We start from the raw sequence: 25,162 nt of genomic DNA on the forward strand, positions 1-25,162 counted from the left end.
GCCTGATGTTGGAGCTGAGGCATGTCTGGCGCAGCCTGATGCGCTTTCCTTGGCGTGTGACGGCCTTGACGCTGCGCGAACGTTTTCGCGAGGACCGTCTGGGCCTGACCGCCAGCAGCCTCACCTTCACCACCACCCTGGCACTGGTGCCGCTGGTGACCGTGGCCCTGGCGGTGTTCACGGCCTTCCCGATCTTTGGCCAGGTGCAGGGCGTGTTGCAGCGCTGGCTGATCGAGAGCCTGGTGCCCGAGACCATCTCCCGCCAGGTGCTGGGCTACCTGACCCAGTTTTCCAGCAAGGCCAGTCAGTTGGGGGTGGTGGGCCTGTCGGCCCTGCTGGTGACGGCGCTGACCCTGATCCTGACCATCGACCGCACGTTGAACAACATCTGGCGTGTGCGGCGTCCGCGCAAGCTGGGCCAGCGGGTGCTGATCTACTGGGCCGCGCTCACGCTCGGGCCCCTGGTGCTGGGCATGAGCCTGGCACTGACCTCGTACGTGATGAGTGCCTCGCGTGGCCTGGTGTCGGGCCTGCCGGCCCCGATCCGGGTGCTGCTGGATTCGGTCGAATTCCTGGTGTTGGCGGCCGGCCTGGCCGGGCTGTACCACTTCGTGCCCAACACCCAGGTCAAGTGGGCGCACGCCTGGACGGGGGGCCTGTTTGTGTCCCTGTGCATGGAGTTGGCCAAGAAGGCGCTGGCCGTCTACATGGCGCAGGTGCCCACCTATTCGGCGGTGTATGGGGCGTTTGCCACCTTCCCGATTCTGCTGATCTGGATCTACGTGGCCTGGGTCATCGTGTTGCTGGGGGCGGTGACCACGGCCTACCTGCCCAGCCTGTTGTCGGGGGTGGCCCGCTATGGCACGGGCGCGGGCTGGACATTTCAGCTGTCGCTGGAGGTGCTGGAGCATTTGCGCCGGGCGCGCGGGCAGCCCCACCATGGGCTCAGCCTGCCTGAGCTTGCCGCTGTTCTGCAGGTGGACAGCCTGCAACTGGAGCCGGTGCTGGAAACCCTGTGCGATCTCGACTGGGTGGGCCTGCTGCAGGTGGATGAGGGCTCGCCCGTGGCGCGCCATGTGCTGTTGGCTGCGCCCGAAAGCACCTCACTCGCGCCACTGCTGGAGCGCCTGCTGCTGCAGCACAAGAGCAGCATCGATCCGTTCTGGCAGAAGGCCGGTCTGTCGGATCTCACAATGGCCGATGCGCTGCCTTGAGCGGCGTGGCGCTTTTCAGAACGGCACCCGCCCCAGCCAGATGTCGCGGTACATGGCCCAGTCGCCCATGAAACTGTAAAGCGGTCGCTTGAAGCTGGCGGGTTTGTTCTTCTCGAACACGAAATGCCCCACCCAGGCCAGGCCGTAGCCGCACAGCAATCCGTACAGCAGGTATTGGGGGCGGCCCGTGACGGCCAGCATCGCCAGACACACCAGGCTCAGCGTGGAGCCCAGAAAGTGCAGGCGCCGGCAGGTGCGGTTGCTGTGCTCGCCGAGGTAGAAGGGGTAAAAATCAGCAAAGCGGGTGAACTGGCGTGGGTCGACGCTGCGGGTGAGCGGGCTGCTTTCGGTGCTGGCTTGGGCTGAGGACATGGGGCGGCTCCTGGGTTGGGGCAGTCTAGGCAGCCCCAGTCGTCGGTCGCTGTCGCCCGTGTGTCTTCAGGCCCTCAGGAAATCCCGGATCGCGAACAGCGTGTCGTCGGGGGCTTCGCTCATCTGGTGATGGCCAACCGGCACGTTCACGCTGCGCACCGCCTTGCCCGCGGCCTGGCCGGCCTGGATCAGGCCCTGGGCCGCCTTGGGTGGTGTCATCTGGTCTTGCGTGCCCAGCACGAACAGCACTGGGCAGCTGAGATCGGCCATGGCTTGCATGCCGCCGGCGTACTGGTCGCAGGCCTGGAACCCGCGGTGGAACACGTTCACCTGGGGGTTGCTGCGCAGCACGCGGCGGCCCAGCGCCATGCCGCCGCCAAACACCCAGGTGCCCGGCCCCAGGGTGGACGGGGGCGCGCACAGGGTGCTGCGCGAAAACACGTTGATCATCCGCAGCGCCTTCTCGGGCTCGCTGAGCGAGCTTTCGAGCAGGGCCGGTGACACCTTCATGGGAAAGGCGCAGCCCACCAGCACCAGGTGGCTGATGCGTTGCTGGAGCTGGGCGGCTGCCTGCAGCGCGATCAGCGAACCCCAGCTGTGCCCCACCAGCGCCGCCTGGTCGACGCCTGCGGCCTGCAGCAGCTCGCCGATGAAGGTGGCGGCCTGTTCCACGCTGGCCGGTGCCTCGCCGGCGCTGCGGCAGTGGCCGGGCAGGTCGATGGCCAGCACGTTCCAGCCGTGGTTGGCCAGGTAGCGGCTTTGCAGAATCCACACGCTGTGGTCGTTCAGCACCCCGTGGATGAAGACCACGGTGGGTTGGGCCGGGTTGAAGGCCTTGCCCCCGGTGTAGCAATAGGTGTCGTGTCCGTTGACGTTGAGGATCATGGCTCAGCTCCCCGCCTTTTCTGCGGCCTTGAGGGCCCGCTTGAGGTCATCGATGAGATCGTCGGGGTCTTCCAGTCCGATGGACAGGCGGATGGTGCCCTGGCTGATGCCGGCGCCCGCCAGGGCCTCGTCGCTCATGCGGAAATGGGTGGTGCTGGCCGGGTGGATCACCAGCGAGCGGCAGTCGCCCACATTGGCCAGGTGGCTGAACAGCTTGAGCGCCTCGATGAACTTCTTGCCCTGCTCGCGGTTGCCCTTGAGGTCGAAGCTGAACACCGAGCCGGCGCCGCGGGCACCGAAGCGCAGCAGGCGTTCGGCCAGGGCATGGCTGGGGTGCGATTCGAGCAGCGGATGGCCAACGCGCGACACAAAAGGCTGGCTGGCCAGGAACTCGACCACCCGGGCGGTGTTGCTCATGTGCCGCTCCATGCGCAGGGGCAGGGTCTCGATGCCTTGCAGGATCAGCCACGCGGAATGCGGGCTCAGGCAGGCGCCGAAGTCGCGCAGGCCTTCGCGCCGGGCGCGCAGCAAAAAGGCCCCGACGGTGGATTCTTCGCTGAACACCATGTTGTGGAAGCCGTCGTAGGGCTGGGTCAGCTCGCTGAAGCGGCCTGCCGCGGCCGGGCCGTCCCAGTCGAAGCTGCCGCCGTCGACCACAATGCCGCCGATCACCGTGCCATGACCGGACAGAAACTTGGTGGCCGAGTGATAGACCAGATCGGCCCCCAGCGTCAGGGGCTTGATCAGGTAAGGCGAGGTGAGGGTGGAGTCGACCAGCAGGGGCACGCCCGCCTCGTGGGCGATCGAGGCCACGGTGGGAATGTCCAGCACGTCCAGACCCGGGTTGCCCACGGTCTCGCCAAAGAACAACTTGGTGTTGGGGCGCACGGCGGCGCGCCAGCCATCGATGTCACCTGGCTTGACAAAGGTGGTCTCGATGCCGAAGCGGCGCAGCGTGTAGTGCAACAGGTTCTGCGAGCCGCCATACAGGGCCGTGGACGCGACGATGTGCGAGCCGGCCCCCATCAGCGTGGCCACGCTGAGGTGCAGGGCCGCCTGGCCGCTGGCCGTGGTGATGGCCCCAATGCCTTCTTCGAGCGCTGACACGCGCTGCTCCAGCACCGCATTGGTCGGGTTGGAGATGCGTGAGTAGACATGGCCAGCGCGCTCCAGGTTGAACAGGGCGGCTGCGTGGTCGCTGGACTCGAACACAAAGGAGGTGCTCAGGTGGATGGGCACGGCGCGGGCGCCGGTGCTGGGGTCGGGCGCCGCGCCCGCGTGAAGTGCCAGGGTGTCGAACCCGGGGTCTGAATAGCCGGCCATGCAGGGTCTCCTCTGATTTCTCGTCTTGTGTGCGAGCGCATCATCATAAAAGGCCTGCTCGGTGTGGCCCGCGTGCGCACACGCAGAGCTTGCCGTGATTTGGACACCCAACGGGTCGAACCTGTGTCATGCAGGTTGCAAAATCGGTCGGCGAACGGGGATTTCTTCGTTATATTCTTTCCAATCAATCGCCAGGAGACGAAACATGAAAGTCAGCGACATCCTCCGGGTAAAGGGCAACACGCTCTACACCGCCACCCCCGACGAACCTCTGGCCAAGGCCGTCCAGATCATGGCCGAGAAAGACATCGGCTCGCTGGTGGTCATGGAGCATGGCGACCTGGTCGGCATGCTGACCTTTCGCGAAGTCATCATGACCGTGGTGAGGAACGGCGGCGGCGTTGGCACAACCCTGGTGCGCAGCGCCATGGATGACCACCCCCTGACCTGCACCTCGGAGACCGACCTCGACGAGGTGCGCCGCATGATGCTGGACCGTCATGCGCGCTACATGCCGGTGATGAACCAGCGCATGCTGATGGGGGTGATCAGTTTCTATGACGTGGCCAAGGCCGTCGTGGACAGCCAGAACTTCGAGAACAAGATGCTCAAGGCCTACATCCGTGATTGGCCCGAGGAAGACAACAGCGCCAGCTGATTCTTCCGACTTGGGCAGGCCGTTCACCGGCTTGCGCGGGGCGTCGACGACCGGGCTTGTGGGCCCGGTTTTTCGTGGAGGGCTCAGCCCAGCTCCGGGCTCGGGTGCTGTTTCAGCCAGCGTTCGACATCGGCCGCAGGCAGGGGGCGGCTGAACAGGTAGCCCTGCAGCACCGGCCCACCCTGGCTTTGCAGCCAATTTTTCTGGTCCAGCGTCTCGACGCCCTCGGCCACCACCTCGATGTCAAGGCTGCGGGCAATGCTCATGACCGAGAGGGTGAGCGTGCGCGCCGCCTGGCTGGTGGACAGGTCTTGCACAAAGCTCTTGTCCAGCTTGAGCTCCCGGATGGGCAGCCGGTGCAGGTAGCTCAGGCTGGAATAGCCGGTGCCAAAATCGTCCAGCGACAGGTGAAACCCCCGCACATGCAGGTCCTGGATGTTGGCCGCTGTGGTGGAGCGGGTGTCCATCATCACGCTCTCGGTGATTTCCAGCATCAGGTCGGCGGGCTGCAGGCCGTGTTGGCGCAGGCGAGCCTCCATCCGGGCCGAAAAATCAGCTTCGTGAAAGCTCTTGGCGGACAGGTTCAGCGCGATCCGGGGCACGGGCAAGTTGCTTTGACGCCACCGGACCAGCTGCAGACACACTTCGTCGATCAGCCAGTCGGTCATGGCGCGGATCAAGCCCGCCTCTTCGGCCACCGGGATGAAACGGTCGGGTGGCACCATGCCCCATTCAGGGTGCTGCCAGCGCATCAGGGCCTCGACGCCATACAGGGTCTGTGCGGCATCGCTGCGGACCTGAGGCTGGTAATGCAGGCTCAACTGACCGAGTTGCAGGGCCTGGCGCAGGGCCAGCTCCAGCGCAGCCCGGGCCTGGGTGCGCTGGTTCATCTCGGCATTGAAGAGCTGCAGGCTGTGGCGTGAATCGCTCTTGGCCTGGTACATGGCCTGGTCGCCATGGCGCAGCAAGGTGTCGACATCCTGACCATCGGTGGGGAACAAGGCGATGCCGATGCTGGCCTGGGGCTGGTGGGTCTGGCCATCGATCTGAACCGGGACGGCCAAGGCTTGCAGCACCCGCTGGGCGGTTTGTACCGCTTGCTCGGCAGCACAACCCGTGAGCAGCAGCACAAACTCGTCGCCTGCCAGGCGCCCCGCCAGGTCTCGTGGACGGATGCTGCGCATGAGTCGGGCCGCCACCTCGCACAGCAGGGCGTCGCCGGCCGCATGGCCCTGGTTGTCGTTGACCCGCTTGAAGCGGTCCAGGTCGATGTAGAGCAGGGCGGCCGAGCCTCCTTGCCCGTCCAGTTGAGCGAGGGCACGCTCTGCACTTTGGCGGAACATGGTGCGGTTGGGCAGGCCGGTGAGCACGTCGAAATAAGCCAGTTGGTGAATGCGTGCCCGCGCGGCCTCGCGCTCCAGGGCCAGCGCGCACAGGTGCAGGCAGACTTCGACCAGGCGATGGTGCAGCGCGTCCGGCACACGGCGGTCCTGGAAGTAGAAGGCAAAGGTGCCCACCACCTGGCCTTGGTGGTTCTTGATGGGGCTGGACCAGCAGGCCTTGAGACCGGTCGGTGCAAAGACGGCCCGGTAGTCCGCCCACAGCGGGTCGGTCTCGATGTCGGTGACCAGGACCGGTTCACCCCGCCAGGCGGCGGTACCACAGGAGCCTGCGCTGGGGCCGATCGGCATGCCCTCGATGGCCTGACCGATGTAGAGGGGCATGCTGGGGGCCGCCAGTGGGTGAACGCAGCCGGTCTCATCAACTGCCAGGATGGTGGCCGTGACCTCGGGGGCAATGCGTTCGACCTCGCGGCAGACCAGGTTCATCAACTCGGTCAGCGGCATCTCGTTGACCATGCCTTCGAGCACTTTTTTCTGCAGCACTTCGTGCATCTTGGTCAATGTGATGTCGTTCATCACGGTGATCGACTGAGTGCCGTTCAGCACCTGGGCGGTCTGATTGACCACCATCGACACCCAGCGGGGCTGGCCGTTGCGCCCATAGACCAGGGTTTCAACGCGGGTGTGTCCATGCAGCGCCAGGGCGTCGCGGATGGCCTGGGGCAGGTGGGGGTCGGAGTGTCGGCCCAGCAACACTTCGTCTGGTGGGTGGCCCAGCACCTCTTCAGGGCGGTAGCCGAACATGCGGCTGAAGCCCTCGTTCACGTAGCAGATGCGCCGCCGGGCGTCGGTGACCACGATGGCACTGTCGCTGGCATCCAGCGCGCGAACCACCATGGCCTGCCCCGCCACCAGCAACGGCGTGGCCGCAGCGGGCGGGCCAGCCTGCTGACCTGGCTCTGATGGATTCCGTGATGGCATTGGCGCCTCGCGCTGGGATGTCCCCTGTTCAATACATCGTAGCAGGCTGTAACAGGGTTGTCGGAGCGGATTCGGCAAGGGAGTGCCGACCAGGGCCTGTGAGTCGGCGGCTTGCCAGCGCCTTGGCACCACTCTGGGATAATCGCCGGATGAGCGGCAATACCCTTGGAACCCTTTTCTCCGTCACCAACTTTGGTGAATCCCACGGCCCGGCCATCGGCTGCGTGATTGATGGCTGCCCACCGGGCATGCTACTCAGCGAGGCCGACATCCAGGTCGAGCTGGACCGGCGCCGCCCAGGCACCAGCCGCCATGTCACTCAGCGCCAGGAGGCCGATGCGGTGGAGATCCTCTCCGGCGTGTACGAGGGGCAGACCACGGGCACCCCGATCGCCTTGCTGATCCGCAACACCGATCAGCGCAGCAAGGACTACAGCAACATCGCCCAGAGCTTTCGGCCCGGCCATGCCGATTACAGCTATTGGCACAAATACGGCGTGCGCGACCCGCGCGGCGGTGGGCGTTCGTCGGCCCGGTTGACGGCCCCCACGGTGGCGGCCGGGGCGGTGGCCCGCAAGTGGCTGTTCGAGAAGCACGGCATCGTGCTGCGCGGCTGCATGACGGCGGTGGGTGAGGTCGAGATCCCGTTCGAAAGCTGGGACCATGTGCCCCACAACCCCTTTTATGCGCCGGTGGCGAATGTGCAGCCGCTGGAAGACTACATGGACGCGCTGCGCAAGGCCGGCGACTCCTGTGGTGCCCGCATCCGGGTGGTGGCCTCCAACGTGCCTGTGGGCCTGGGTGAGCCCCTGTATGACCGCCTGGACGCCGACATCGCTCACGCCATGATGGGTCTGAACGCCGTCAAGGCCGTGGAGATCGGGGCCGGCTTTGCCAGCGTGAGTCAGCGGGGCACCACCCACGGTGATTCGCTGTCCCCGGAAGGCTTTCGCAGCAACAATGCGGGCGGCATCCTGGGCGGGATCAGCACCGGGCAGGACATTGAGGTCAGCCTGGGGATCAAGCCGACCAGCTCGATCATCTCGCCGCGCGAGTCGATCGACGTCAACGGTCAGCCGGTGGAGGTGGTGACCAAAGGGCGCCACGACCCCTGCGTCGGTATCCGGGCGACGCCGATTGCCGAAGCCTTGCTGGCGCTGGTGCTGATGGACCATGTGCTGCGCCACCGTGCCCAATGCGGCGACGTGCGCCTGCCGGTACCCCCAATCCCGGGCTCGGTGGCCTGAGTCGACGGGTTTTTGCGGTGTCTGCCCCTTCAGTGGCGCCGGCCCAAGCGGCGCCCATGCGCGCCTTGCTGCCGTTTGGCGCGCTGTCGGCCAGTTATTTCGCACACATCGGGTTTTTCAATCCTTACCTGCCGCTGTGGCTCAAGGACCTGGGCCTGCCCTTGCTGGCCATCAGCCTGCTGACCTCGGCCCAGTCACTCACCCGCCTCTTTGCGCCTTATGTGTGGGGCGCGCTGTCGGATCGCACGGGCGAACGCGTGCGGCTGATGCGTTACAGCGCCACGGCCGCCCTGTTGCTGTCGCTGGGCCTGTGGTGGCCTCAGGCGGGGGTGGTGTGGCTGGGCGCGGTGCTGTTGCTGATGTTTTCGCACACCAGTGCCATGATGCCCATGAGCGAGGCGGCCATGGCCCACCTGGTGAGCCAGGGCGGGCAATTTGATGCCAGGCGTTACGGACGTGTGCGGCTTTGGGGCTCCTTGGGTTTTCTGTTGACGGTGTTTGCGGCGGGCGGCTGGTTCGAGCTGTTCGGCATGGGTCATTTTCCGGGCTGGACGCTCTTCACCTTGCTGGCGGTGGTGGGCAGCACCTGGTGGCTGCCAGACCACCGCGAGGCCGTGCAGCACGCGCGGCACGAGCACTTGTCGGTCTGGCCCGTGCTGCGCCTGGCCGAGGTGCGCTGGTTCTTTGCCTCCCTCTTTTTCCATGTGCTGTCCCACGTCAGCCTGTATGTGTTTTTTTCGCTGTACCTCGACTCCTTGGGCTACAGCAAGGCGGTCATCGGGGTGCTGTGGGCCGTGTCGGTGGTGGTGGAGGTGAGCTGGTTCTTCACCCAGAGTCGCTGGTTGCCCCGTTGGCCGTTGACTGTCTGGCTGGTGCTGTGCGGGCTGGTGATGGCGGTGCGCATGGGGTTGACGGCGGCGTTCGGGGCCTCGCTGGCCGTCTTGCTGGTGGTGCAGTGCGTGCATGCCTTGACCTTTGCAGCCCATCACACCGCCTGCATTGCGCTGGTGTCTCATTACTTTCCGGCCCGCCTGCGCGGCCGGGGGCAGGCGCTGTTCACGGTGATTGGCTATGGCCTGTCGGGGGTGATGGGTGGGCTGGGCGGAGGCTTTCTGGCCAAGGCCTTCGGCTTGTCCAGCGTGTATTGGGCCGCCTGTGCCATGGCCTTGGTGGGCAGCGCCTGTGCCTGGCGCCTGTACAAGCTGGCACACCCTTTGTCGCGTTGAGCCCCCGTGCCCGAGTGGGGCGCCATGGAGCCGCCCGCAGCCGCCTTTGTTCGGTTGCCGTCACTTCGGTGATCACCTCATTGCTGGACCGGGCCTAGGATCGCCCCGCGTCCATTTTGTGAGGAGACACACCATGAGAATCAGATCGTTTGCTGCGCCTGTGGGCTTGAGCCTGCTGGCATGGATGGCTCAGCCGGGCTGGGCCCAGCAGCCGCAACCCGCCGAGCCTGCCACGGTGCTGGCACAGTCCGAAGCCCTGAAAGGCCTGCCGCGTGAAGACCGGCGCGACTTCGAGGCCGCCCAGCGTGGTTTCATCGCCAGCCTGCCGGATGCTGCAACCATCCGCAACGCGGATGGCAGCGTGGCCTGGACACTCAAAGGCTTTGAGTTCCTGCAGCAGGAGCGGGTGCCTGACACGGTGAACCCCAGCCTGTGGCGTCAGGCGCAGTTGAACATGCTGCATGGCCTGTTCAAGGTCACCGACCGCATCTACCAGATCCGGGGCTTCGATCTGGCCAACATGACGATCATTGAGGGCGACAGTGGCCTGATCGTGATCGACCCGCTGACCACCGACACCGTGGCCGCTGCAGGGCTGGCGCTGTACCGGGAGCACCGTGGAAACAAGCCGGTCAAGGCGGTGATCTACAGCCACAGCCATGTGGACCATTACGGTGGGGTGAAGGGGGTGGCTTCGGCCGAAGACGTGGCGGCCGGGCGGGTGGCCATCTACGCCCCGCAGGGTTTCATGGAAGAGTCCGTGAGCGAGAACGTGCTCGCCGGCAACGCGATGAGCCGACGCGCCCTGTTCCAGTTCGGGCATCTGCTGCCGCGCGGCGAGCGCCAGCAGGTCGATGCGGGCCTGGGCAAGTACATTTCGCGGGGCAAGGTCACCTTGATTGCGCCTACCCGGCTGATTACCCAGCCCATCCAGAACGAGGTGATCGACGGGGTGCAGGTGGAGTTTCAGTTGACACCCGGTACCGAGGCGCCGGCCGAAATGCACATGTACTACCCGCAACTGCGGGCCTTGAACATGGCTGAGAACGCCACCCACACCCTGCACAACCTGTACCCCTTGCGGGGCGCCCAGGTGCGCGACGCCAATGAATGGGCCCGCTACCTCAACGAGGCCCGAGAACGTTATGCGGGCCGTGCCGACGTGATGTTGGCCCAGCACCACTGGCCCACCTGGGGCAGTGAAGAAATCACCCGTGTGCTGGGCAAGCAGCGCGATCTCTACAAGTTCATCAACGACCAGACCCTGCATCTGCTCAACCAGGGCTACACCCCAGATGAGATTGGCCAAGAACTGGTGCTGCCGCCCGGGCTGGCTGGCGAATGGTTTGCCCGTGGCTACTACGGCACGGTCAGCCACAACGCCCGTGCCGTGTATCAGCGCTACCTGGGCTGGTACGACGCGAACCCGGCCCACCTGAACCCCTTGCCGCCCCAGGCTGCGGCCCGCAAGTGGGTCGCCTACATGGGCGGGGCCGAGGCTGTGCTGGCCAAGGCCAGGGCGGATTTTGCAAAAGGGGAGTACCGCTGGGTGGCCGAGGTGGTCAATCAGGTGGTTTTCAGCGACCCGGACAACCGAGAGGCCCGCGAGTTGCAGGCCGCCACCCTGGAGCAGATGGGGTATCAGGCTGAATCGGCGACCTGGCGCAACGCCTATCTTCAAGGGGCCAGCGAGTTGCGCAACGGTGTGCCCAAAGGGGCCACCGCCAGTTCAAGTGCCGACGTGGTGCAAGCCCTGTCGATCGAGAATCTGTTTGATTTCATGGGGGTGCGACTGGATGGGGTGCGAGCGGTGAACAAGACCATCGTGCTGAACTGGGTCTTCACCGACACCCAGCAGCGCTACGCCATGACCCTGGACAACTCGGCCCTGACCTACCTCAAGGGCAAGACCGATCCCCAGGCCGACGCCACGCTGACGCTGCCGCGCAGCGTCCTGGACGCCATCAACACCAAGCAGTTGAACCTGCGCGAGGCCGTTGGTGCCGGCAAGGTGCAGATCACCGGCAAGGCCGAGAAAGTGGGCGAACTGCTGGGCCTGATCGACGAGTTTCCGGCCGCCTTCCCGGTGGTCACGCCCCGCCAGGTCACGGCGCACTGATGCCATCAGGCAACAGGCCCCGCATGCGGGGCCTGTTTGCGGTGTGAGGGGCCCCAAAGGGCTGTCGTGGCTACTTTCGAACTTCGTCGACCAGGGTTTTGAACTCGTCGATGTCTTCGAAGCTGCGGTACACGCTGGCAAAGCGGATGTAGGCCACCTTGTCCATCTTTTTGAGCTCACGCATGACCAATTCGCCAATGCGGTGTGAAGCGATTTCACGCTGGCCCAGGTTGAGCAGCTTTTCTTCAATGCGTTCGATGGCGCTGTCGATCTGCACAGTGCTGACCGGTCGCTTGCGCAAGGCCAGGTTGAATGAGGCCTGCAGCTTGGCGTGCTCGTAGTCGATGCGACGGCCATCTTTTTTGACCACCGCCGGAAAGTTGACCTCTGGTCGCTCGTAAGTCGTGAAACGCTTCTCGCAGGCGCCGCACTGGCGCCGCCTGCGGATGAAGTTGCCTTCCTCGGAGACACGCGTTTCCACCACCTGGGTTTCGGCGTGTCCGCAAAAAGGGCATTTCATGGTTCAAAGCCTCGGTGATTCAATGGCAGAAAGCGGCCGCCGCGCCGGGCCGCCCCAAGCAAGGCCAGCCCCCTTGGGGGGCAGCGACACACGCAGTGAGGAGCGTGGGGGTCACTTGTACACAGGGAAGCGGGCGGTCAAGGCATTGACCTTGGCGCGCACCGCGGCGATGTTGGCTTCGTCGCGCGGGTTGTCCAGCACATCGGCCACCAGGTTGGCGGTGATGCGGGCTTCTTCGTCCTTGAAGCCGCGGGTGGTCATGGCGGGGGTACCGACACGGATACCGCTGGTGACCATCGGCTTTTCCGGGTCGTTCGGGATCGCGTTCTTGTTGATGGTCATGTGGGCGGCGCCCAGCACGGCCTCGGCTTCCTTGCCAGTGATGCCCTTGGCGCGCAGGTCGACCAGCATCACGTGGCTTTGGGTGCCGCCGCTGACGATGCGCAGACCACGCTGGGTCAGGGTTTCAGCCACAACGCGGGCGTTGGTGATCACCTGTTGCTGATAGGCCTTGAATTCAGGTTGCAGCGCTTCCTTGAAAGCCACGGCCTTGGCAGCGATCACGTGCATCAGCGGGCCGCCTTGCAGACCGGGGAAGATGGCGCTGTTGATGGCTTTTTCATGCTCGGCCTTCATCAGGATGATGCCGCCACGCGGGCCACGCAGGCTCTTGTGGGTGGTGGAGGTGACCACGTCAGCGTGCGGTACCGGGTTGGGGTAGACGCCTGCGGCGATCAGGCCGGCGTAGTGGGCCATGTCGACCATGAAGATGGCGCCGACGTCCTTGGCCACCTTGGCGAAACGGGCGAAATCGATGTGCAGGCTGTAGGCAGAGGCCCCTGCCACGATCAGTTTGGGCTTGTGCTCATGGGCCTTGCGCTCCATGGCGTCGTAGTCGATGGCTTCATTGGCGTCCAGGCCATAAGAGACCACGTTGAACCACTTGCCAGACATGTTCAGCGGCATGCCATGGGTCAGGTGGCCGCCTTCGGCCAGGCTCATGCCCATGATGGTGTCGCCGGGCTTCAGGAAAGCCAGAAAGACCGCTTCGTTGGCCGACGCGCCGCAGTGGGGCTGCACGTTGGCGGCATCGGCGCCGAAGATCTGCTTCACGCGGTCGATCGCCAGTTGTTCGGCCACGTCCACGTGCTCGCAGCCACCGTAATAGCGGCGGCCGGGGTAGCCTTCGGCGTACTTGTTGGTGAGTTGGGAGCCCTGCGCCCACATGACGGCGGGTGAGGCGTAGTTTTCGCTGGCGATCAGCTCGATGTGGTGCTCTTGGCGAGCGTTCTCAGCCTGGATGGCAGCAAAGATTTCGGGATCGGTTTGCTCGACGAGGATGTTGCGGTTGTACATGGCAGTCCTTAAAGACGTGGTCCCTGTTGCTCGGAAGAGAAGAACAAGGGCTGCCCAGGCGAACGGCTGATCACTCGGGCCAAGGCCCTGGAGCGGCACGCTTCCCAGTGGTAACCCCACGTCAGCGGCAGGGCCCCAGCAGGAGCCTGCGCCTATCGCCAGTCGCGTACCGGGCTAGTGTAACTGATGCGGCCCAAGGCCTGCATGCCAGCCCCCAGTGACCGTGCTGACGTCAGAGGGCTTTCAGGATTGGCTCAGCAGAGCCACCTTTTCGCTGTTGGCTGGGGCCGCTGCGGCTCGGGCGGGCGCCGGAGGCACTGGCACCATCACGGGGGGCAGGATGGGCACGTTGCGGCCGGCAGCCACTTGTTGAAGGCGGCTGTGTTCAGCCAGCACCTTGGCGGTGTAGCCACCATCGTCTTCGACGTTGGCCGCGCCCACGTAGAAGCGCAGTCCGCCTTCGATGGAGCCCGCCTTGGCGATGCAGTCCTGCAGGACCTTGACGCCAACGCGAAGGTTGGCCACGGGGTCGAAGGCCGCCAGATGGCCGCCAAAACCCTGGTACTTGTCGCTGTGCACTTGGGTCATCACCTGCATCAGGCCCTGGGCTCCGACGGCGCTCTGAGCGAACGGATTGAAGCTCGACTCGATCGCCATGATGGCGAGGATCAGCGTCGGGTCCAGGCTGTTGCGCTTGCCCACATCCCAGGCTTCAGCCACGAGGGCGCTCACGGGCTCGGGGGCCACACGGTACTTGCGGCTCAGCCAATAAGCCACGGCCGCCTGCGACTTGGGCAGGGCCCGTGGGTCGGTGGCGGTCGCACGTTCACGGGCGTCGCGTTCGTTTTGAAGCCCGGTGAGGGCTTCCTGACGGGACTGCAACCAGCCCATCAATTCTTCTTCGCCAGCCTGACGCAGGTCAGGGCGGGCAGTCAGGGTGATCACAGCAAAGGCAACAGCCAAGCCCAGCAGGGCAAAACCGTTGTGTGTGATCTCAAAAAAACCTTCGGCGATATCAGATGCGAAAGTTCGCAAGCCTCGGGCGATTTGACCTAACGCTGTCATAGCTCTTCCTTTCTACGCGTGGGGTGGTTCACAGCGGCACGGACTGCGCAAGCAGCGGTGTGTGCCGTGAAACCAACCCTCGTTTGGATTGGTACGCCATCAAGTTCACCGGGGCACCCAAGGGGGTTGCAAAGGGGTGAACTGACTTAGCCGGGGTCGGCAGCGGGTTCGGGTTGTCCCTTGTTTTTGGGGACGGGCGGATTCTAGAAGCATTGCAAATAACAAGTCAACAGTATTGAATTGATTTGTTATATTTAAAATGGTATTAAAAATGGGGTATAGAGGCCCGGATCTGGACGTTCATACAGTCGTTAAAAAACTCAATCGAAGTTCATCTTCTGATTGGAAATCGCTTCTTGAATCGGCTCTTGTCCGAACTATCCTGAAAAGGCCTGAGCGTTTCAGGCGACCGTCGGCAAGTGACAGTCCACGCCCTGCGTATGACGGGGTGGCGATGACGAAGCGAACCCGGCAAACCCTGAAGGCAATCTCTTGCCTTCCCTGCAAGCCGGGACTGTTCTCTCCCGCTTGCATGTCTGACGGCAAAAGGCCCTTTAGCCAGCCGTCAAGCCCGGCAGATCGAGTGTTCGGTCTGTCGGGCTTTCTTATTCCGGATGCTGGGGCCTCCAGAGAGGCTTTCGTGAAATTTCACGCAATGCTTCGCTCCCGGCCGCAGCACAATGCTGCCCATGAATCTGGCGTCTTTGAGCAAGAACCCGTGGCTGCGACGGGGTGTGGTGGGTGCAGCAGGCATTCTGTTGGTCTGGGTCTTGGCTTGGGCCCTGGTGCCGCCGCTGCTGCGGCATTTGATCGCATCGCGAGCGAGCGAGGCTTTGGGGCGTCAGGTGAGCGTGGGCGAGGTGGATTTCCGCCCCTGGAGCCTGGAGCTCACGCTGCGCGATCTGGTGGTCCGCACGCTGGACGGCGATGCCGAGCAAGTGGCCGTGGAGCGTCTCTATATAGATGCTGAGCTTCAGTCCCTGGTGAGGCTGGCACCGGTACTGGATGCCCTGGTGATCGAGCGGCCCCATCTGCTGCTGACTCACACCCAGCCCGGGCACTACGACGTCGACGATTTGATCGCCCTGGCCAGCAAGCCATCGGACCCGGCGGCAGCGCCGCTGCGCTTTGCGCTGCACAACCTGAGCCTGGTGGATGGCGCGATCGATTTTCGCGATACCGTGGCTGGTCAGGACCACCATCTGACGGCGTTGCAGTTGGGCCTGCCTTTTCTGAGCAACTTCGACTCGGGCCGTTCGGTGCTGGTGCAGCCGCACCTGGCATTTCAGCTGAACGGGACGGCATTTGAATGGTCTGCTCAAGCCACGCCCTTTGCAGACAACCGCCGTGCAGAGGTGCTGGCCCGGATGGCGCCGCTGGATCTGGCCCCTTTTCTGCCCTATTGGCCCAAGGCTTTGCCTGTGCGCCTGGCGTCGGGGCAGGTCGAGGCCGATCTGAAGCTGGTGTTCGAGCAGGTGCCTGAGCAAAAGCTGGTGCTGTCTGGCACGCTGGGTGCCCAGCATGTGCGCGTGAACGATGCTTCGGGCGGCACCTTGCTGGCCTTTCCCTCACTGTCGGTGGACCTGGCCGCACTGCAGCCATTGCAGCGTTCCGTGCATGTGCGGGCGGTGCGATGGGATGGCCCGACTCTGGATCTGCGCCGAGACGCAGCAGGGCAGTTCGCCTGGTCGGCGGCATCGGCGCCTTCTGCCGCAGTGCCTGGCAAGGCGGGCGGGGCACCTGCCGAGGCTGGTTCGGCAGAGCGTGGCTGGCATGTGCAGGTGGACCGCATTGAACTGCAGCATGCCCGGCTGGGCTGGCGGGATGAGGGGGTTCAGCCTACGGCCGTGCTGTCGGCCTCTGATGTGGGGCTGCAGGTCGAGGCCTTGCATTGGCCCATGCAGGCACCAGCCCGTTTTCAAGGCAGTCTGGTGCTGGCAGGCCCCACCGAGGGTGCGGACCGGGGTGCCGACAAGGTGAGTGGCAAAAGCCGACCGGGCGTCGCTGTACCAGGCCCGGCTGGCGCCCGCCTGCGCTTTGAAGGGCAGGGCACTGACCGGGCCGCGTCCGTGGCCTTGCGGGTTGAGGGCTTGCCGCTGGCGGCGGCCGCACCCTACCTGACGCCCTACCTGAATCCGACGCTGCAAGGGCGGCTCAGCCTGGTGGGTGGGCTCGGCTGGCGCGCCCCCGATCTGGCGGTTCAACTGAGCAGCCTGACGGTGGATGCCCTGCGCTTGAGGCAGGGCGAACAGGAGTTGGCCGGGTGGGATCAACTGAGCCTCAGCGATGCCCGTATCGATCTGGGGCAGCACACGGCCAGTGCGGAGCTGCTGTCCCTCAGCGGGCCTCGGACAGCCGTGTCTCGCGATGCGCAGGGGCATTGGATGTATGAGTCTTGGTTCAAGGCCCAGAGTCCGGGCGCCTCGACGAAAGAGTTGAGACCGGGTGCTGTCGCAGACAAGGGGCATGTGCCGTCCGTCCAACCGCCCGCCTGGCAATGGCGTCTGGGGCAGTTGGCCTTGCGCGAAGGCAGCCTGGCCTGGCGCGATGCGACGGCTGTGGTGGCCAGAAAGCCTGGAGGGGTGGCGTTGGATGCCGCGGGTCTGCAGTTGCTGGCCGGCCCATGGAGTGGCGGCCCGAACGGACTGGGCACTGAGCCGGTGGAGCTTCAATTGGCGGCCCGTCTGGGGGCGCCGGCGCGCGATGGGGGGGGCGCCACCGAGCCGGGTCGCCTGGATTACCGCGGCCGGGTCAAGTTGGTGCCGTTTTCCACCCAGGGGCGACTGGAGTTGACGCGACTGCCTCTGCATGCGGTTGAACCTTATTTTGGCGATGTGCTGAACCTGGAGTTGCCGCGGGCCGACGCCAGCTTTCGGGGGGGGCTGGAGGTGACCGTGGCCGCTGCCGGCGCCACTGTGCGGGTCAAGGGCGACGGTGCGTTGGAGGATGTGCGGGCCAACAGTGTGTTGGCCCAGGTGGGGACCGACGCCGGTCCGCCCACCAGCGACGAGCTGCTGAGCTGGAAGGCCCTCAGCCTGCGGGGCATCGACCTGGCTCTGCAGCCAGGCCTGCCGCTCACGCTGGGGATTGCCGAAACCGCTTTGAGCGACTTCTATGCCCGAGTGGTGATCAACGACCAGGGGCGCATCAATTTGCAGAATCTGGTGCGCAACAGCACACCTGAGCCCGGCCTGGCCAAGGAGGCGGCTGCAGCCAAGCCGCCGCAGACACCGCAAGCACCGGCTCAAGCCGTCGCCAGCAAGCCCGTGATCCGCATGGGGCCGATCAGCCTGCTCAATGGACGCGTCCTGTTCTCGGATCGCTTTGTGCGGCCCAACTACTCGGCCAGCCTCAGCGAGTTGACCGGGCGCCTGGGGGCCTTCTCGTCGGTGCCCGAGGCCGCGAACGCCAGCCTGGCGGGCCTGGCCGATCTGGAACTGCGCGGGCGCGCCGAGGGCACGGCCTCGCTCGAGGTCTCGGGCAAGCTCAATCCGTTGGCCACCCCCCTGGCGCTGGACATCCAGGGCAAGGTGCGCGAGCTGGACCTGCCACCGCTATCGCCCTACACCATCAAGTACGCAGGCCATGGCATCGAGCGCGGCAAACTCAGCGTGAACGTGGCCTACAAGGTTGATCCGGACGGGCACCTCAATGCAAGCAACAACATCATCCTGAATCAGCTCAGCTTCGGCGAGCAAGTCGAAGGGGCTCCAGCCTCGCTGCCGGTGAAGCTGGCCGTGGCCTTGCTGGCCGATCGGGATGGGGTGATCGACATCAATCTGCCCATCAGTGGCTCGCTCAACGATCCGGATTTCCGCCTGGCACCCATCGTGGGGCGCCTTCTGTTGAACCTGGTGGCCAAGGCGCTTACCTCGCCGTTCAGCCTGCTGGCCAACGCGTTTGGAGGCGGCCACTCCGAGAGCAACGAAATCGCCTTTGCCCCGGGCGCTTCGGGCCTGACACCAGAAGCCCGGCAACGGCTGGACAAGGTCGCCCAGGCCTTGCTGGACCGCCCGGCGCTCAAGCTCACCGTGGTCGGGCAGGTCAATGTCCAACAGGAGCGAGAGGGCTATCGCCATCAGCAATTGGCGCAGATGATGCTGGCCGAAAAGCGGCGACAGGCGGTGCTTGCGGGCAACAAGGGGACTGAGGTCGAGGCGGTCACCGAGGCAGAGCAATCCGCTTTGCTCAAGGCCGTGTACCAGCGTGCCGACTTGCCCAAACCGCGCAATCTGCTGGGCTTGGCCAAGGATTTGCCGGCCTCCGAGATGGCGTCGCTGTTGCTGGCCAGCGTGCCCGTCACGGACGATCTGTTGCAAGCCCTGGCGGTGGAGCGGGGGGTGGTGGTTCGTGACTACTTGCTGGGTCGCGCGGTGCCGGTGAGCCGCTTGTTTCTCGGCGCGGCCAAGACCTTGCGCAACGAAGGCACCTGGACTCCCTCGGCTGAACTGCTGTTGGACACCCGCTGAAGGGGGCTGCCAGGCCGCCTTTCAGCCCTTTTGATCGGCGGCTCGGGGCCTGGTTTGGCGCCCCTCAGCAACACTGTTGACATCTTTCACCCGGCCGGTTTGGAGGGGCTTGTCCAATTCCGGCGAAAATAGCGTTTTGATTCCGTGCCGCAAATGTCTGCGTCACGGCGTCGTGCCCGCCTGATCAGGCGGCGCGCCGTGTTTACCGATCTACAAAATGTTCAGTTTTTCTTCCCGCAACAAAATGTCCGAAGCTCCTGAAGTGAACCCGGCTCCGGCCAAAGCCCAAGAAGTCCACCCTCTGGACGCGCTCACGGGCGGTGCCTTTTCTGCCCCCACCTCGGGTGAGCGCTCCTCGCGCATTCGCGAGTGGCTGGCGGGCAATCCGGCCGAAAGCCAATTGCAGGAGGTGTTCAAGGAACTCAGCGTGCGTGACAAGGGCGCAGCCCGTCCCGTGCGTGAGCGCCTGGACGAGCTCAAGCGCGCCAAGGGTCAGGAAGTGATCGCCGCCGAGTGGGCCGAGAAGGCTCAGGCCCTGCTGTCGGCATCGCGACTGAACATTGCAGACGCCATGGCCTGGCAGCGCGATGCGGCCAAGGCTGGCGCCCCGCTCAGCCGCGAACCGCTGTCGGTGCTCAAGGTGCAACTGGCCGATCGCGTCAAGGTGATCGAAGACCTGCAGCACCGCGTTCAGGTACAGCGCGAGGCCGCCGTGCTGCTGGCGCAACGCATCGAAGTGCTGTCCACCAAGCCCTGGCGCGATGCCCATGCGGTGCTCGAAGGCTTGCGCGGCGACGTGCAGGCCTGGCAGGACCAGGCACAAGGCCTCACCGGCGATGGCGCCTGGGCCAGCGTTGATGCCCGCTTTCCGCCCATGCTGGACGCTTCCCGTGCTCAGTTGCTGGTGGTTTGGGAGGCTTTCCAGGTCGCCATTGCCCAGGCGCTGGCCGCCTCGGAAGATGCCGCGGCACCTCTGCCCACCGTGCCCGTCTGGGCCGATGAACTGCGTGTGGCCCGTGGGCTGCCCACCGAAGCTTCCGAAGCCGCTGCCGCCAGTGCTGCAGCAGCCAAGCCGCCCCGTGCTGCCCGTCCGGCCGTGCCCCCCGAATTGCGCAACAAGGCCTCGAACATTGTTCGCCAGGCCTTGGAACGCCTCGAGAAGGAAACCGCCGAAGGTCATGGCAAGGGCAGCGCTGGTGCGGCCTCCGCGCTTCGTGCTGTGCTCAAGGACCATGGCAAGCTGATCGATGCTGCTCTTGAGCACCAGGTGCACACCGCCCTGGTGGCGGCCGGTGAACTCGAAGGCTGGCAGCGCTGGAGCGCCGACCAGGTGCGTGAAGCCCTGGTGGTCCGCGCCGAGGCCCTGTTGAACCGCCCTGAAGGCCAGACCCTGGGGGGGCGCAAGATGCAGGAAACCCTGCGCGCCCTGCGCGATCAGTGGAAGCAGACCGACCAGGGTGGTGCGCCGAACCACGCACTTTGGAAGCGTTTTGACGAGGCCTGCAACGAGGCCCACAAGGTGGTCGAAGCCTGGCTCGAAAAGATCAAGACCGATGCGGCCGAACACAAGGCCCAGCGACTGGCGCTGATCGAAGAGCTCAAGGCCTGGGCATCAGCCCATGCTGCCAGCACCGACTGGAAAGCCATCAACCGCGCGCTGTACCAGTTCAGTGACCGCTGGCGCGATGCCGGGCACCTGGGTGAAAAGGCTTTTGCCGAAATCCAGCCCCTCTGGAAGGAGGCCATCTCGGCCGCCGCTGCCCCGCTGGAAGCGGCCCAGAAAGCCAGCCTGGCTGTGCGCCACGCCATGATCGAAGAGGCCAAGGCCCTGGGCGCTGCCGCCTCTCTGCGCGTGGACGCTGTCAAGGCCCTGCAACAGCGCTGGCAGGCCGAGGCCCAAGCCGTGCCGCTGGATCGCAAGCACGAACAAAAGCTGTGGGATACCTTCCGCAAGCCGATCGACGAAGCCTTCAACCGCAAGAGCGCCGAACGCGAAAAGGCCTCGGCGGCCTTGAGCGAACGTGACAAGGTGGTGCTGGACGCGGCCAAGGCGCTGGAAGCCGCCAACGCCAGTGGCGACGCACAGAAGATCCGTGCTGCCATGGCGGCATTGGACGCTGCCTTGCGTGGCCAGGCCCAGGCCCAGCAGGCCGTGGCGGCCGCTGTCGCAGCTGAGGGTGCCGAGGTGGCACCCGTAGCTGAGGCGCCTGTTGCCGAGGCCGGTGAGGCCGCCGACGCCACTGACGCCACCGAAGGGGCTGCCGAGCCGGCCCAGGCTGCAGCCGAAGAGGCTCCGAAGCCCGCACCGGCCCCGCGCAAGGTGGTGGCTGTGCGAGGCGATGACCGCCCTGGCATGAAGAAGGCTGAGCCCGCACCGGCTGGCCGTCCGGGCCGTCCGGGTGAGCGCCGCGATGGCGGGGCCGGGCGTGATGGCGCCCGTGGCCCGCGTGATGATGGCCGTGGCGGTCCCCGTTTTGACCGCGGTGACCGCGGCGACCGTGCGCCCCGCGAAGACCGGGGTCCGCGCCTGGGTGATACGGCATTCCGCGCCCAGCGTGAGGCGCTGGAGCACGCCCAACTGGCGCTGCGCAAGTTGGCCGCCCAGGCCCATGGCGAGGCCCTCACCCAGTTGCTGGGCGCCTGGGAGCAGCGCGACCCGGCGCAACTGCCGGGCACCCAGGAGTTGGGTGGGCGGGTCAGCCCGGCCGTGCGTGGCGCCTGGAGCCAGGCGCTTGGTGCCGCCCCCAAGGGCGACGCCTCTACTGCCTTGCTGCGCCTGGAGATGGCGGCTGAGGTGCCGACGCCGGCCGAGCACATCAATGCGCGACGCACGCTGCAATTGCAGCTGTTGACCCGCCGCAACGATCCGTCGCCGCAACAGACCTGGGGCCAGGATGCGGCCACGGTGTTGGCCTCGCCCAGCGATCCGGCCACGGCACGTCGCTTGCAGAACGCTCTCAAGGCCTTGCTGCGCTGATGGCGCGGGCTTGGGACGGCGATCATGTCTGACTCGGGTTCGACCGTGGTCCTGCCCGAGTTGACGCCGCCTGCCGGCCTCTGCATCCGGGTGTTTCATCCGGCTGATGAGCCGGCGGCCGTGGCCTTGTGGGGCGCCTGTGGTCTGCTCAGGCCCTGGAACGATCCCCACAAGGACATCGCACGCAAGTTGGCGGAGCAGCCCGAGCTGTTTCTGGTGGCCGTACTGCCAGCCGCTCAGTCGGGTGACACCGAGCGGCTGATTGGCACGGTGATGGCCGGCTATGACGGCCACCGGGGCTGGGTGTACTACCTGGCGGTTGATCCGGCCTGGCAGCACCATGGCCTGGGCCGTTTGTTGATGCAGCGGGTGGAGGCTGATCTGCTGGCCCGTGGATGTCCCAAGATCAACCTGATGGTGCGTGCCGAGAACACCGCGGTGCTTGATTTCTATGCGCGCCTGGGCTTCAGCGCTGACGCGTCGGTCAGCCTGGGCAAGCGCCTGATCCCTGACGCCTGAGGTTGAAGCCGGCTTGCCTGACCGGGCTCAGGCGGCGGCTGGCAGCAGTGCCGCCAGGCCCCCTTCGGGTTCAAAACGCTTGTTGCGGAAGGTGAGTCGGGTCGGGCCTTGCCACAGCGGCTCGGACCGGCTGTGCCGGGGGTCCCCCGGGTAGCAGATCACTCGAAGCCCGTCCTGGTCAAAGGGTTCGGGCTCGATCAGAGCGGGGGCTCGCTGTCGGGCGCTGGCCAGCGCCTCGTCGGCCTGTTCAAAGCGCGCCAGTTGACTCAGGGTCATGATCTGCGGCGGCGCCAGATCCATGTCGTGGTTCCAGTAGCGCTGCAAGGCCTCGGCGGGGCGGATCCACAGCGCCTCGGTGGCTTCGTGGTTGTCATGGGCGGCCACCTGGCCGGGGGGCGCCTTGGTCACAAAAAATCGGGTGTCAAAGCGTTTGTTTGTCACCGAGGGTACCTTGGGGGTGATCCAACGCGACCAGGGCTGCAAGGCGCGAGTGGGTAAAACCCAATCCATGGCTTCGAACAGGCTCAGCAGGGGCTGGCCCGCATGGAGCCGGTCCAGCCCCTGCTTCAGTGCTTCGCCCTGGGCGGGTTCACCCAGCAGCAGATCGCATTCTTCAAAGGTTTCCCGCAGGGCCGCCACATACAGGCCCAGTGCGGTGCTGGGGGCCAGCTCAGGTTCATTGAGGGTATGTGGCAGCGTGTCAATCGGCTGATCGCAGGTCAGTGCGAGGGCTTGCTCATCGGCGGGATCCAGCTTTCCGCCTGGAAAGACATGGGCATTGCCCAAGACCGCGGAGCGGCTGTGGCGCCGCAGCAAGAGCAGCTCCAGGCCCGCAGGAGCGTCGCGCAGCACGATCACGGAGGAGGAGGGGCTGGGAGCGCCCAGCACGGCTTCTGAATTGATTTCGATGACCATGACTGGCATTGTCGCGGTCATGAGCGGCTGTGTGTGACGCCTGGGTGTCCGGGTTTTCCGCGATGGCCCATGAAAAAAGCCACCCGTGGGTGGCTTCTCCAACAGCGGCTGAAGCAGCTTAGACGCGCTTGCGGTATTCGCCGGTGCGGGTGTCGATTTCGATGCGGTCGCCTTGCGAGACGAACAGCGGCACCGGGATCTCGAAGCCGGTGGAGATCTTGGCGGGCTTCAAGACCTTGCCGGAGGTGTCGCCCTTGACCGCTGGTTCGGTCCAGGTGATTTCGCGTTCGATGCTGGTGGGCAGTTCGACCGAGATGGCCTTGCCTTCGTAGAACACCACTTCAACAGCCATGCCGTCTTCGAGGTAGTTCAAGGCGTCGCCCATGTTTTCGGCTTCAACTTCGTACTGGTTGTATTCGCTGTCCATGCAGACATACATGGGGTCGGCGAAGTACGAGTAGGTGCAATCCTTCTTGTCCAGAATGATCTGGTCCATCTTGTCGTCGGCCTTGAACACGACTTCGGTACCGAAGTTGGCGATCAGGCTCTTGAGCTTCATGCGCACGGTGGCCGAGTTGCGGCCGCCGCGGCTGTATTCGGTCTTCAGCACGACCATCGGGTCCTTGCCGTGCATGATCACGTTGCCGGCGCGGATTTCTTGAGCAATTTTCATAAAAATGTAGGGCCCTGCGGGCCTGTTGGGCTTGAATCGGGGTTTCCTGGCGCGCCGCTGTCATTCTTTGCTGTTTCCAGTGGATCCAGCAAAGACCAGGCGGCACTGGCCGGGGAACTGCGCACCAGCAGGCTTTGAGCTGAAACGCCCGTGCTGCGCAAAACCTCGGATTTTATCGTTTTTCTGTGCAAAAACGAAGAAGCTGCGTGACCAGATCGCTTTGGACCAGCAGTTTGGCGCGTGCCGCCTGCACGCAGGCTTGCCATTCGGGCAGTTCGATCCGGGGCAGCGCTGCGTTGCTCAGACCATTCCACACCTGGTGGAACTGCCGCAGCGTGGGGGGTGAATCCAGCCAGTCGAGGAAGGCGTCCAGCTTGTCACGGTGGGCTTCATCGTCTTGGGGGTAGATGTGCCAGACCAGCGCATGGCCGGCCCACAAGGCGCGCACCAGAGAGTCTTCGCCGCGCACAAAATTCAGGTCGCAGGCCCGCAAGCAGAGGTCGAATTCGGGTTGGGGCACAGCTTCGGGCCAAGCCAGGCGCAGCCGATCGGTCTCTTTTGCGAGGGCGGGGGCCTGGGCTTGCAGGCCTCGCACGGCTGCTGCAGGGCGTCCCGGCATGACCAGCAGGTGCACAGGCTGTCCGCCTTGGCCTTCAGTCCTCCAGCGCTCCAGCAGCGCGGGCAGGGCTGGGGGCTCGTAGCAGAACAGCGAGGCCAGGCAATCCTGGGCTTGAGCGCCCAGGCGTTGGCGTTGGGCCCGCCGCCATTCGGGCGTGGCTTCGTCGGCCACGCCGGGCCCTTGCATCAACCCCCCGGTGGCGGGGGTGAAGCCGGGGTAGAAGAACCATTTGGTCCAGCCCGCAGCGGGGCCATTCATCACCGGAGAGGGCAGGGCATGACAGCGTTCCACCCAGGCCTCGGCCGACAGGTATTCGAGGTTGATCCACACCGGAGGCCGCTCAGGTCGCTGGTCCCGGTGTCGGGCCAGCAGGCCCGCATCGATCTCGCAGCCAAAGGCCTCCACCAGCACATCGGCTGGTTCGAGTGCGGCGAGGCTGCTGGAGGGCAGGGGCTTGACCCAGGGCAGCACGGTGACCCCGGCCTGGCCCTGCGGCGCCATCCAGGTCAGGGCGCTGCCATCGTCGACCCACAATCGCACCTGCTCGCCACGGCGCGCCAGTTCGGCCGACAGGCGCCAGCAGACGCCCAGGTCGCCATGGTTGTCAATGACGGTGCAGAAAATGTCCCAAAGCATGCGTTGAGGACGCAAGGCAGGCTTGCGCGCAAGGTGAAGGTGGGG

At 65.2% G+C, this 25,162-nt stretch carries 18 protein-coding genes and 1 riboswitch; of the genes, 8 read left to right on the forward strand and 10 right to left on the reverse strand.

Annotated elements, in window-relative coordinates; genetic code table 11:
• Nucleotides 1–5 precede the first annotated feature (5 nt).
• Entirely contained in the window at nt 6–1,214 is a 1,209-nt protein-coding gene (locus AC3WUT_RS00350) for a YihY family inner membrane protein (RefSeq protein WP_492345583.1), read from the forward strand.
• Between the two features lie 15 nt (nt 1,215–1,229).
• Here the strand turns inward: AC3WUT_RS00350 and AC3WUT_RS00355 are convergent, their stop codons facing one another.
• The 3 genes from AC3WUT_RS00355 to AC3WUT_RS00365 form a co-directional block, all read right to left on the reverse strand.
• Nucleotides 1,230–1,586 (reverse strand): Mpo1-like protein, encoded by a 357-nt coding sequence (locus AC3WUT_RS00355; RefSeq protein ID WP_492345089.1) that lies wholly within the window; start codon nt 1,584–1,586, stop codon nt 1,230–1,232.
• A 66-nt stretch (nt 1,587–1,652) separates the two neighbouring features.
• Nucleotides 1,653–2,471 (reverse strand): alpha/beta fold hydrolase, encoded by an 819-nt coding sequence (locus AC3WUT_RS00360; protein WP_492345090.1) that lies wholly within the window; start codon nt 2,469–2,471, stop codon nt 1,653–1,655.
• Between the two features lie 3 nt (nt 2,472–2,474).
• Complete coding sequence (locus AC3WUT_RS00365; RefSeq protein ID WP_492345091.1) at nt 2,475–3,794, reverse strand: O-acetylhomoserine aminocarboxypropyltransferase; 1,320 nt, start codon at nt 3,792–3,794, stop codon at nt 2,475–2,477.
• 205 nt (nt 3,795–3,999) lie between these two features.
• Between AC3WUT_RS00365 and AC3WUT_RS00370 the strand changes: the two genes are divergently transcribed.
• Nucleotides 4,000–4,452 (forward strand): CBS domain-containing protein, encoded by a 453-nt coding sequence (locus tag AC3WUT_RS00370; RefSeq protein ID WP_492345092.1) that lies wholly within the window; start codon nt 4,000–4,002, stop codon nt 4,450–4,452.
• An 83-nt stretch (nt 4,453–4,535) separates the two neighbouring features.
• On the opposite strand, the gene AC3WUT_RS00375 is transcribed toward AC3WUT_RS00370, so the two are convergent.
• Nucleotides 4,536–6,776, reverse strand: a complete 2,241-nt coding sequence (locus AC3WUT_RS00375; RefSeq protein WP_492345093.1) for a sensor domain-containing protein — start codon at nt 6,774–6,776, stop codon at nt 4,536–4,538.
• A 149-nt stretch (nt 6,777–6,925) separates the two neighbouring features.
• On the opposite strand from AC3WUT_RS00375, the gene aroC reads away from it, so the two are divergent.
• The 3 genes from aroC (at nt 6,926) to AC3WUT_RS00390 (ending at nt 11,368) form a co-directional block, all read left to right on the forward strand.
• A complete protein-coding gene (gene aroC, locus AC3WUT_RS00380) occupies nt 6,926–8,023 on the forward strand; it encodes a chorismate synthase (protein ID WP_492345094.1) in 1,098 nt (365 codons plus the stop codon).
• A gap of 56 nt (nt 8,024–8,079) precedes the next feature.
• Nucleotides 8,080–9,249 carry an MFS transporter gene (locus AC3WUT_RS00385; protein ID WP_492345584.1) on the forward strand — a complete coding sequence of 390 codons (1,170 nt, stop codon included), beginning with the start codon at nt 8,080–8,082 and terminating at the stop codon, nt 9,247–9,249.
• Between the two features lie 133 nt (nt 9,250–9,382).
• Nucleotides 9,383–11,368: an alkyl/aryl-sulfatase gene (locus AC3WUT_RS00390; RefSeq protein WP_492345095.1), complete on the forward strand. Its 1,986-nt coding sequence runs from the start codon at nt 9,383–9,385 to the stop codon at nt 11,366–11,368.
• A gap of 70 nt (nt 11,369–11,438) precedes the next feature.
• Here AC3WUT_RS00390 and nrdR read toward each other — a convergent pair whose 3' ends face one another.
• The 3 genes from nrdR to AC3WUT_RS00405 form a co-directional block, all read right to left on the reverse strand.
• Nucleotides 11,439–11,888 (reverse strand): transcriptional regulator NrdR, encoded by a 450-nt coding sequence (nrdR, locus tag AC3WUT_RS00395; RefSeq protein WP_492345096.1) that lies wholly within the window; start codon nt 11,886–11,888, stop codon nt 11,439–11,441.
• Nucleotides 11,889–11,999: 111 nt separating this feature from the next.
• On the reverse strand, nt 12,000–13,244 hold the full coding sequence (glyA, locus tag AC3WUT_RS00400) for a serine hydroxymethyltransferase (protein ID WP_492345097.1): 1,245 nt from the start codon (nt 13,242–13,244) through the stop codon (nt 12,000–12,002).
• Nucleotides 13,245–13,289: 45 nt separating this feature from the next.
• Nucleotides 13,290–13,420: riboswitch (ZMP/ZTP riboswitch) on the reverse strand.
• A 67-nt stretch (nt 13,421–13,487) separates the two neighbouring features.
• Complete coding sequence (locus AC3WUT_RS00405) at nt 13,488–14,309, reverse strand: transglycosylase SLT domain-containing protein (RefSeq protein WP_492345098.1); 822 nt, start codon at nt 14,307–14,309, stop codon at nt 13,488–13,490.
• A gap of 689 nt (nt 14,310–14,998) precedes the next feature.
• On the opposite strand from AC3WUT_RS00405, the gene AC3WUT_RS00410 reads away from it, so the two are divergent.
• The 3 genes from AC3WUT_RS00410 (at nt 14,999) to AC3WUT_RS00420 (ending at nt 22,274) form a co-directional block, all read left to right on the forward strand.
• Entirely contained in the window at nt 14,999–18,778 is a 3,780-nt protein-coding gene (locus AC3WUT_RS00410) for a DUF748 domain-containing protein (protein ID WP_492345099.1), read from the forward strand.
• A gap of 244 nt (nt 18,779–19,022) precedes the next feature.
• Entirely contained in the window at nt 19,023–21,755 is a 2,733-nt protein-coding gene (locus AC3WUT_RS00415) for a DUF349 domain-containing protein (protein WP_492345100.1), read from the forward strand.
• A gap of 24 nt (nt 21,756–21,779) precedes the next feature.
• Nucleotides 21,780–22,274: a GNAT family acetyltransferase gene (locus tag AC3WUT_RS00420; RefSeq protein ID WP_492345101.1), complete on the forward strand. Its 495-nt coding sequence runs from the start codon at nt 21,780–21,782 to the stop codon at nt 22,272–22,274.
• A gap of 27 nt (nt 22,275–22,301) precedes the next feature.
• Here AC3WUT_RS00420 and AC3WUT_RS00425 read toward each other — a convergent pair whose 3' ends face one another.
• From AC3WUT_RS00425 to earP, 3 genes are all read right to left on the reverse strand, one after another.
• Complete coding sequence (locus tag AC3WUT_RS00425) at nt 22,302–23,210, reverse strand: NUDIX hydrolase (protein ID WP_492345102.1); 909 nt, start codon at nt 23,208–23,210, stop codon at nt 22,302–22,304.
• Nucleotides 23,211–23,307: 97 nt separating this feature from the next.
• Nucleotides 23,308–23,862: an elongation factor P gene (gene efp / locus AC3WUT_RS00430; RefSeq protein ID WP_492345103.1), complete on the reverse strand. Its 555-nt coding sequence runs from the start codon at nt 23,860–23,862 to the stop codon at nt 23,308–23,310.
• A 172-nt stretch (nt 23,863–24,034) separates the two neighbouring features.
• Nucleotides 24,035–25,117: an elongation factor P maturation arginine rhamnosyltransferase EarP gene (gene earP / locus AC3WUT_RS00435; RefSeq protein ID WP_492345104.1), complete on the reverse strand. Its 1,083-nt coding sequence runs from the start codon at nt 25,115–25,117 to the stop codon at nt 24,035–24,037.
• Between the last annotated feature and the right edge of the window lie 45 nt (nt 25,118–25,162).

This window comes from Curvibacter sp. EU05-FHT14A10, from assembly GCF_058791075.1.

What these genes read in the sequence shown, in the direction of transcription:
- AC3WUT_RS00350 (WP_492345583.1), top strand. Translation starts at nt 6, where the DNA reads ATGTTGGAGCTGAGGCATGTCTGGCGCAGCCTGATGCGCTTTCCTTGG.
- AC3WUT_RS00355 (WP_492345089.1), bottom strand. Translation starts at nt 1,586, where the DNA reads ATGTCCTCAGCCCAAGCCAGCACCGAAAGCAGCCCGCTCACCCGCAGC.
- AC3WUT_RS00360 (WP_492345090.1), bottom strand. Translation starts at nt 2,471, where the DNA reads ATGATCCTCAACGTCAACGGACACGACACCTATTGCTACACCGGGGGC.
- AC3WUT_RS00365 (WP_492345091.1), bottom strand. Translation starts at nt 3,794, where the DNA reads ATGGCCGGCTATTCAGACCCCGGGTTCGACACCCTGGCACTTCACGCG.
- AC3WUT_RS00370 (WP_492345092.1), top strand. Translation starts at nt 4,000, where the DNA reads ATGAAAGTCAGCGACATCCTCCGGGTAAAGGGCAACACGCTCTACACC.
- AC3WUT_RS00375 (WP_492345093.1), bottom strand. Translation starts at nt 6,776, where the DNA reads ATGCCATCACGGAATCCATCAGAGCCAGGTCAGCAGGCTGGCCCGCCC.
- aroC (WP_492345094.1), top strand. Translation starts at nt 6,926, where the DNA reads ATGAGCGGCAATACCCTTGGAACCCTTTTCTCCGTCACCAACTTTGGT.
- AC3WUT_RS00385 (WP_492345584.1), top strand. Translation starts at nt 8,080, where the DNA reads ATGCGCGCCTTGCTGCCGTTTGGCGCGCTGTCGGCCAGTTATTTCGCA.
- AC3WUT_RS00390 (WP_492345095.1), top strand. Translation starts at nt 9,383, where the DNA reads ATGAGAATCAGATCGTTTGCTGCGCCTGTGGGCTTGAGCCTGCTGGCA.
- nrdR (WP_492345096.1), bottom strand. Translation starts at nt 11,888, where the DNA reads ATGAAATGCCCTTTTTGCGGACACGCCGAAACCCAGGTGGTGGAAACG.
- glyA (WP_492345097.1), bottom strand. Translation starts at nt 13,244, where the DNA reads ATGTACAACCGCAACATCCTCGTCGAGCAAACCGATCCCGAAATCTTT.
- AC3WUT_RS00405 (WP_492345098.1), bottom strand. Translation starts at nt 14,309, where the DNA reads ATGACAGCGTTAGGTCAAATCGCCCGAGGCTTGCGAACTTTCGCATCT.
- AC3WUT_RS00410 (WP_492345099.1), top strand. Translation starts at nt 14,999, where the DNA reads ATGAATCTGGCGTCTTTGAGCAAGAACCCGTGGCTGCGACGGGGTGTG.
- AC3WUT_RS00415 (WP_492345100.1), top strand. Translation starts at nt 19,023, where the DNA reads ATGTCCGAAGCTCCTGAAGTGAACCCGGCTCCGGCCAAAGCCCAAGAA.
- AC3WUT_RS00420 (WP_492345101.1), top strand. Translation starts at nt 21,780, where the DNA reads ATGTCTGACTCGGGTTCGACCGTGGTCCTGCCCGAGTTGACGCCGCCT.
- AC3WUT_RS00425 (WP_492345102.1), bottom strand. Translation starts at nt 23,210, where the DNA reads ATGACCGCGACAATGCCAGTCATGGTCATCGAAATCAATTCAGAAGCC.
- efp (WP_492345103.1), bottom strand. Translation starts at nt 23,862, where the DNA reads ATGAAAATTGCTCAAGAAATCCGCGCCGGCAACGTGATCATGCACGGC.
- earP (WP_492345104.1), bottom strand. Translation starts at nt 25,117, where the DNA reads ATGCTTTGGGACATTTTCTGCACCGTCATTGACAACCATGGCGACCTG.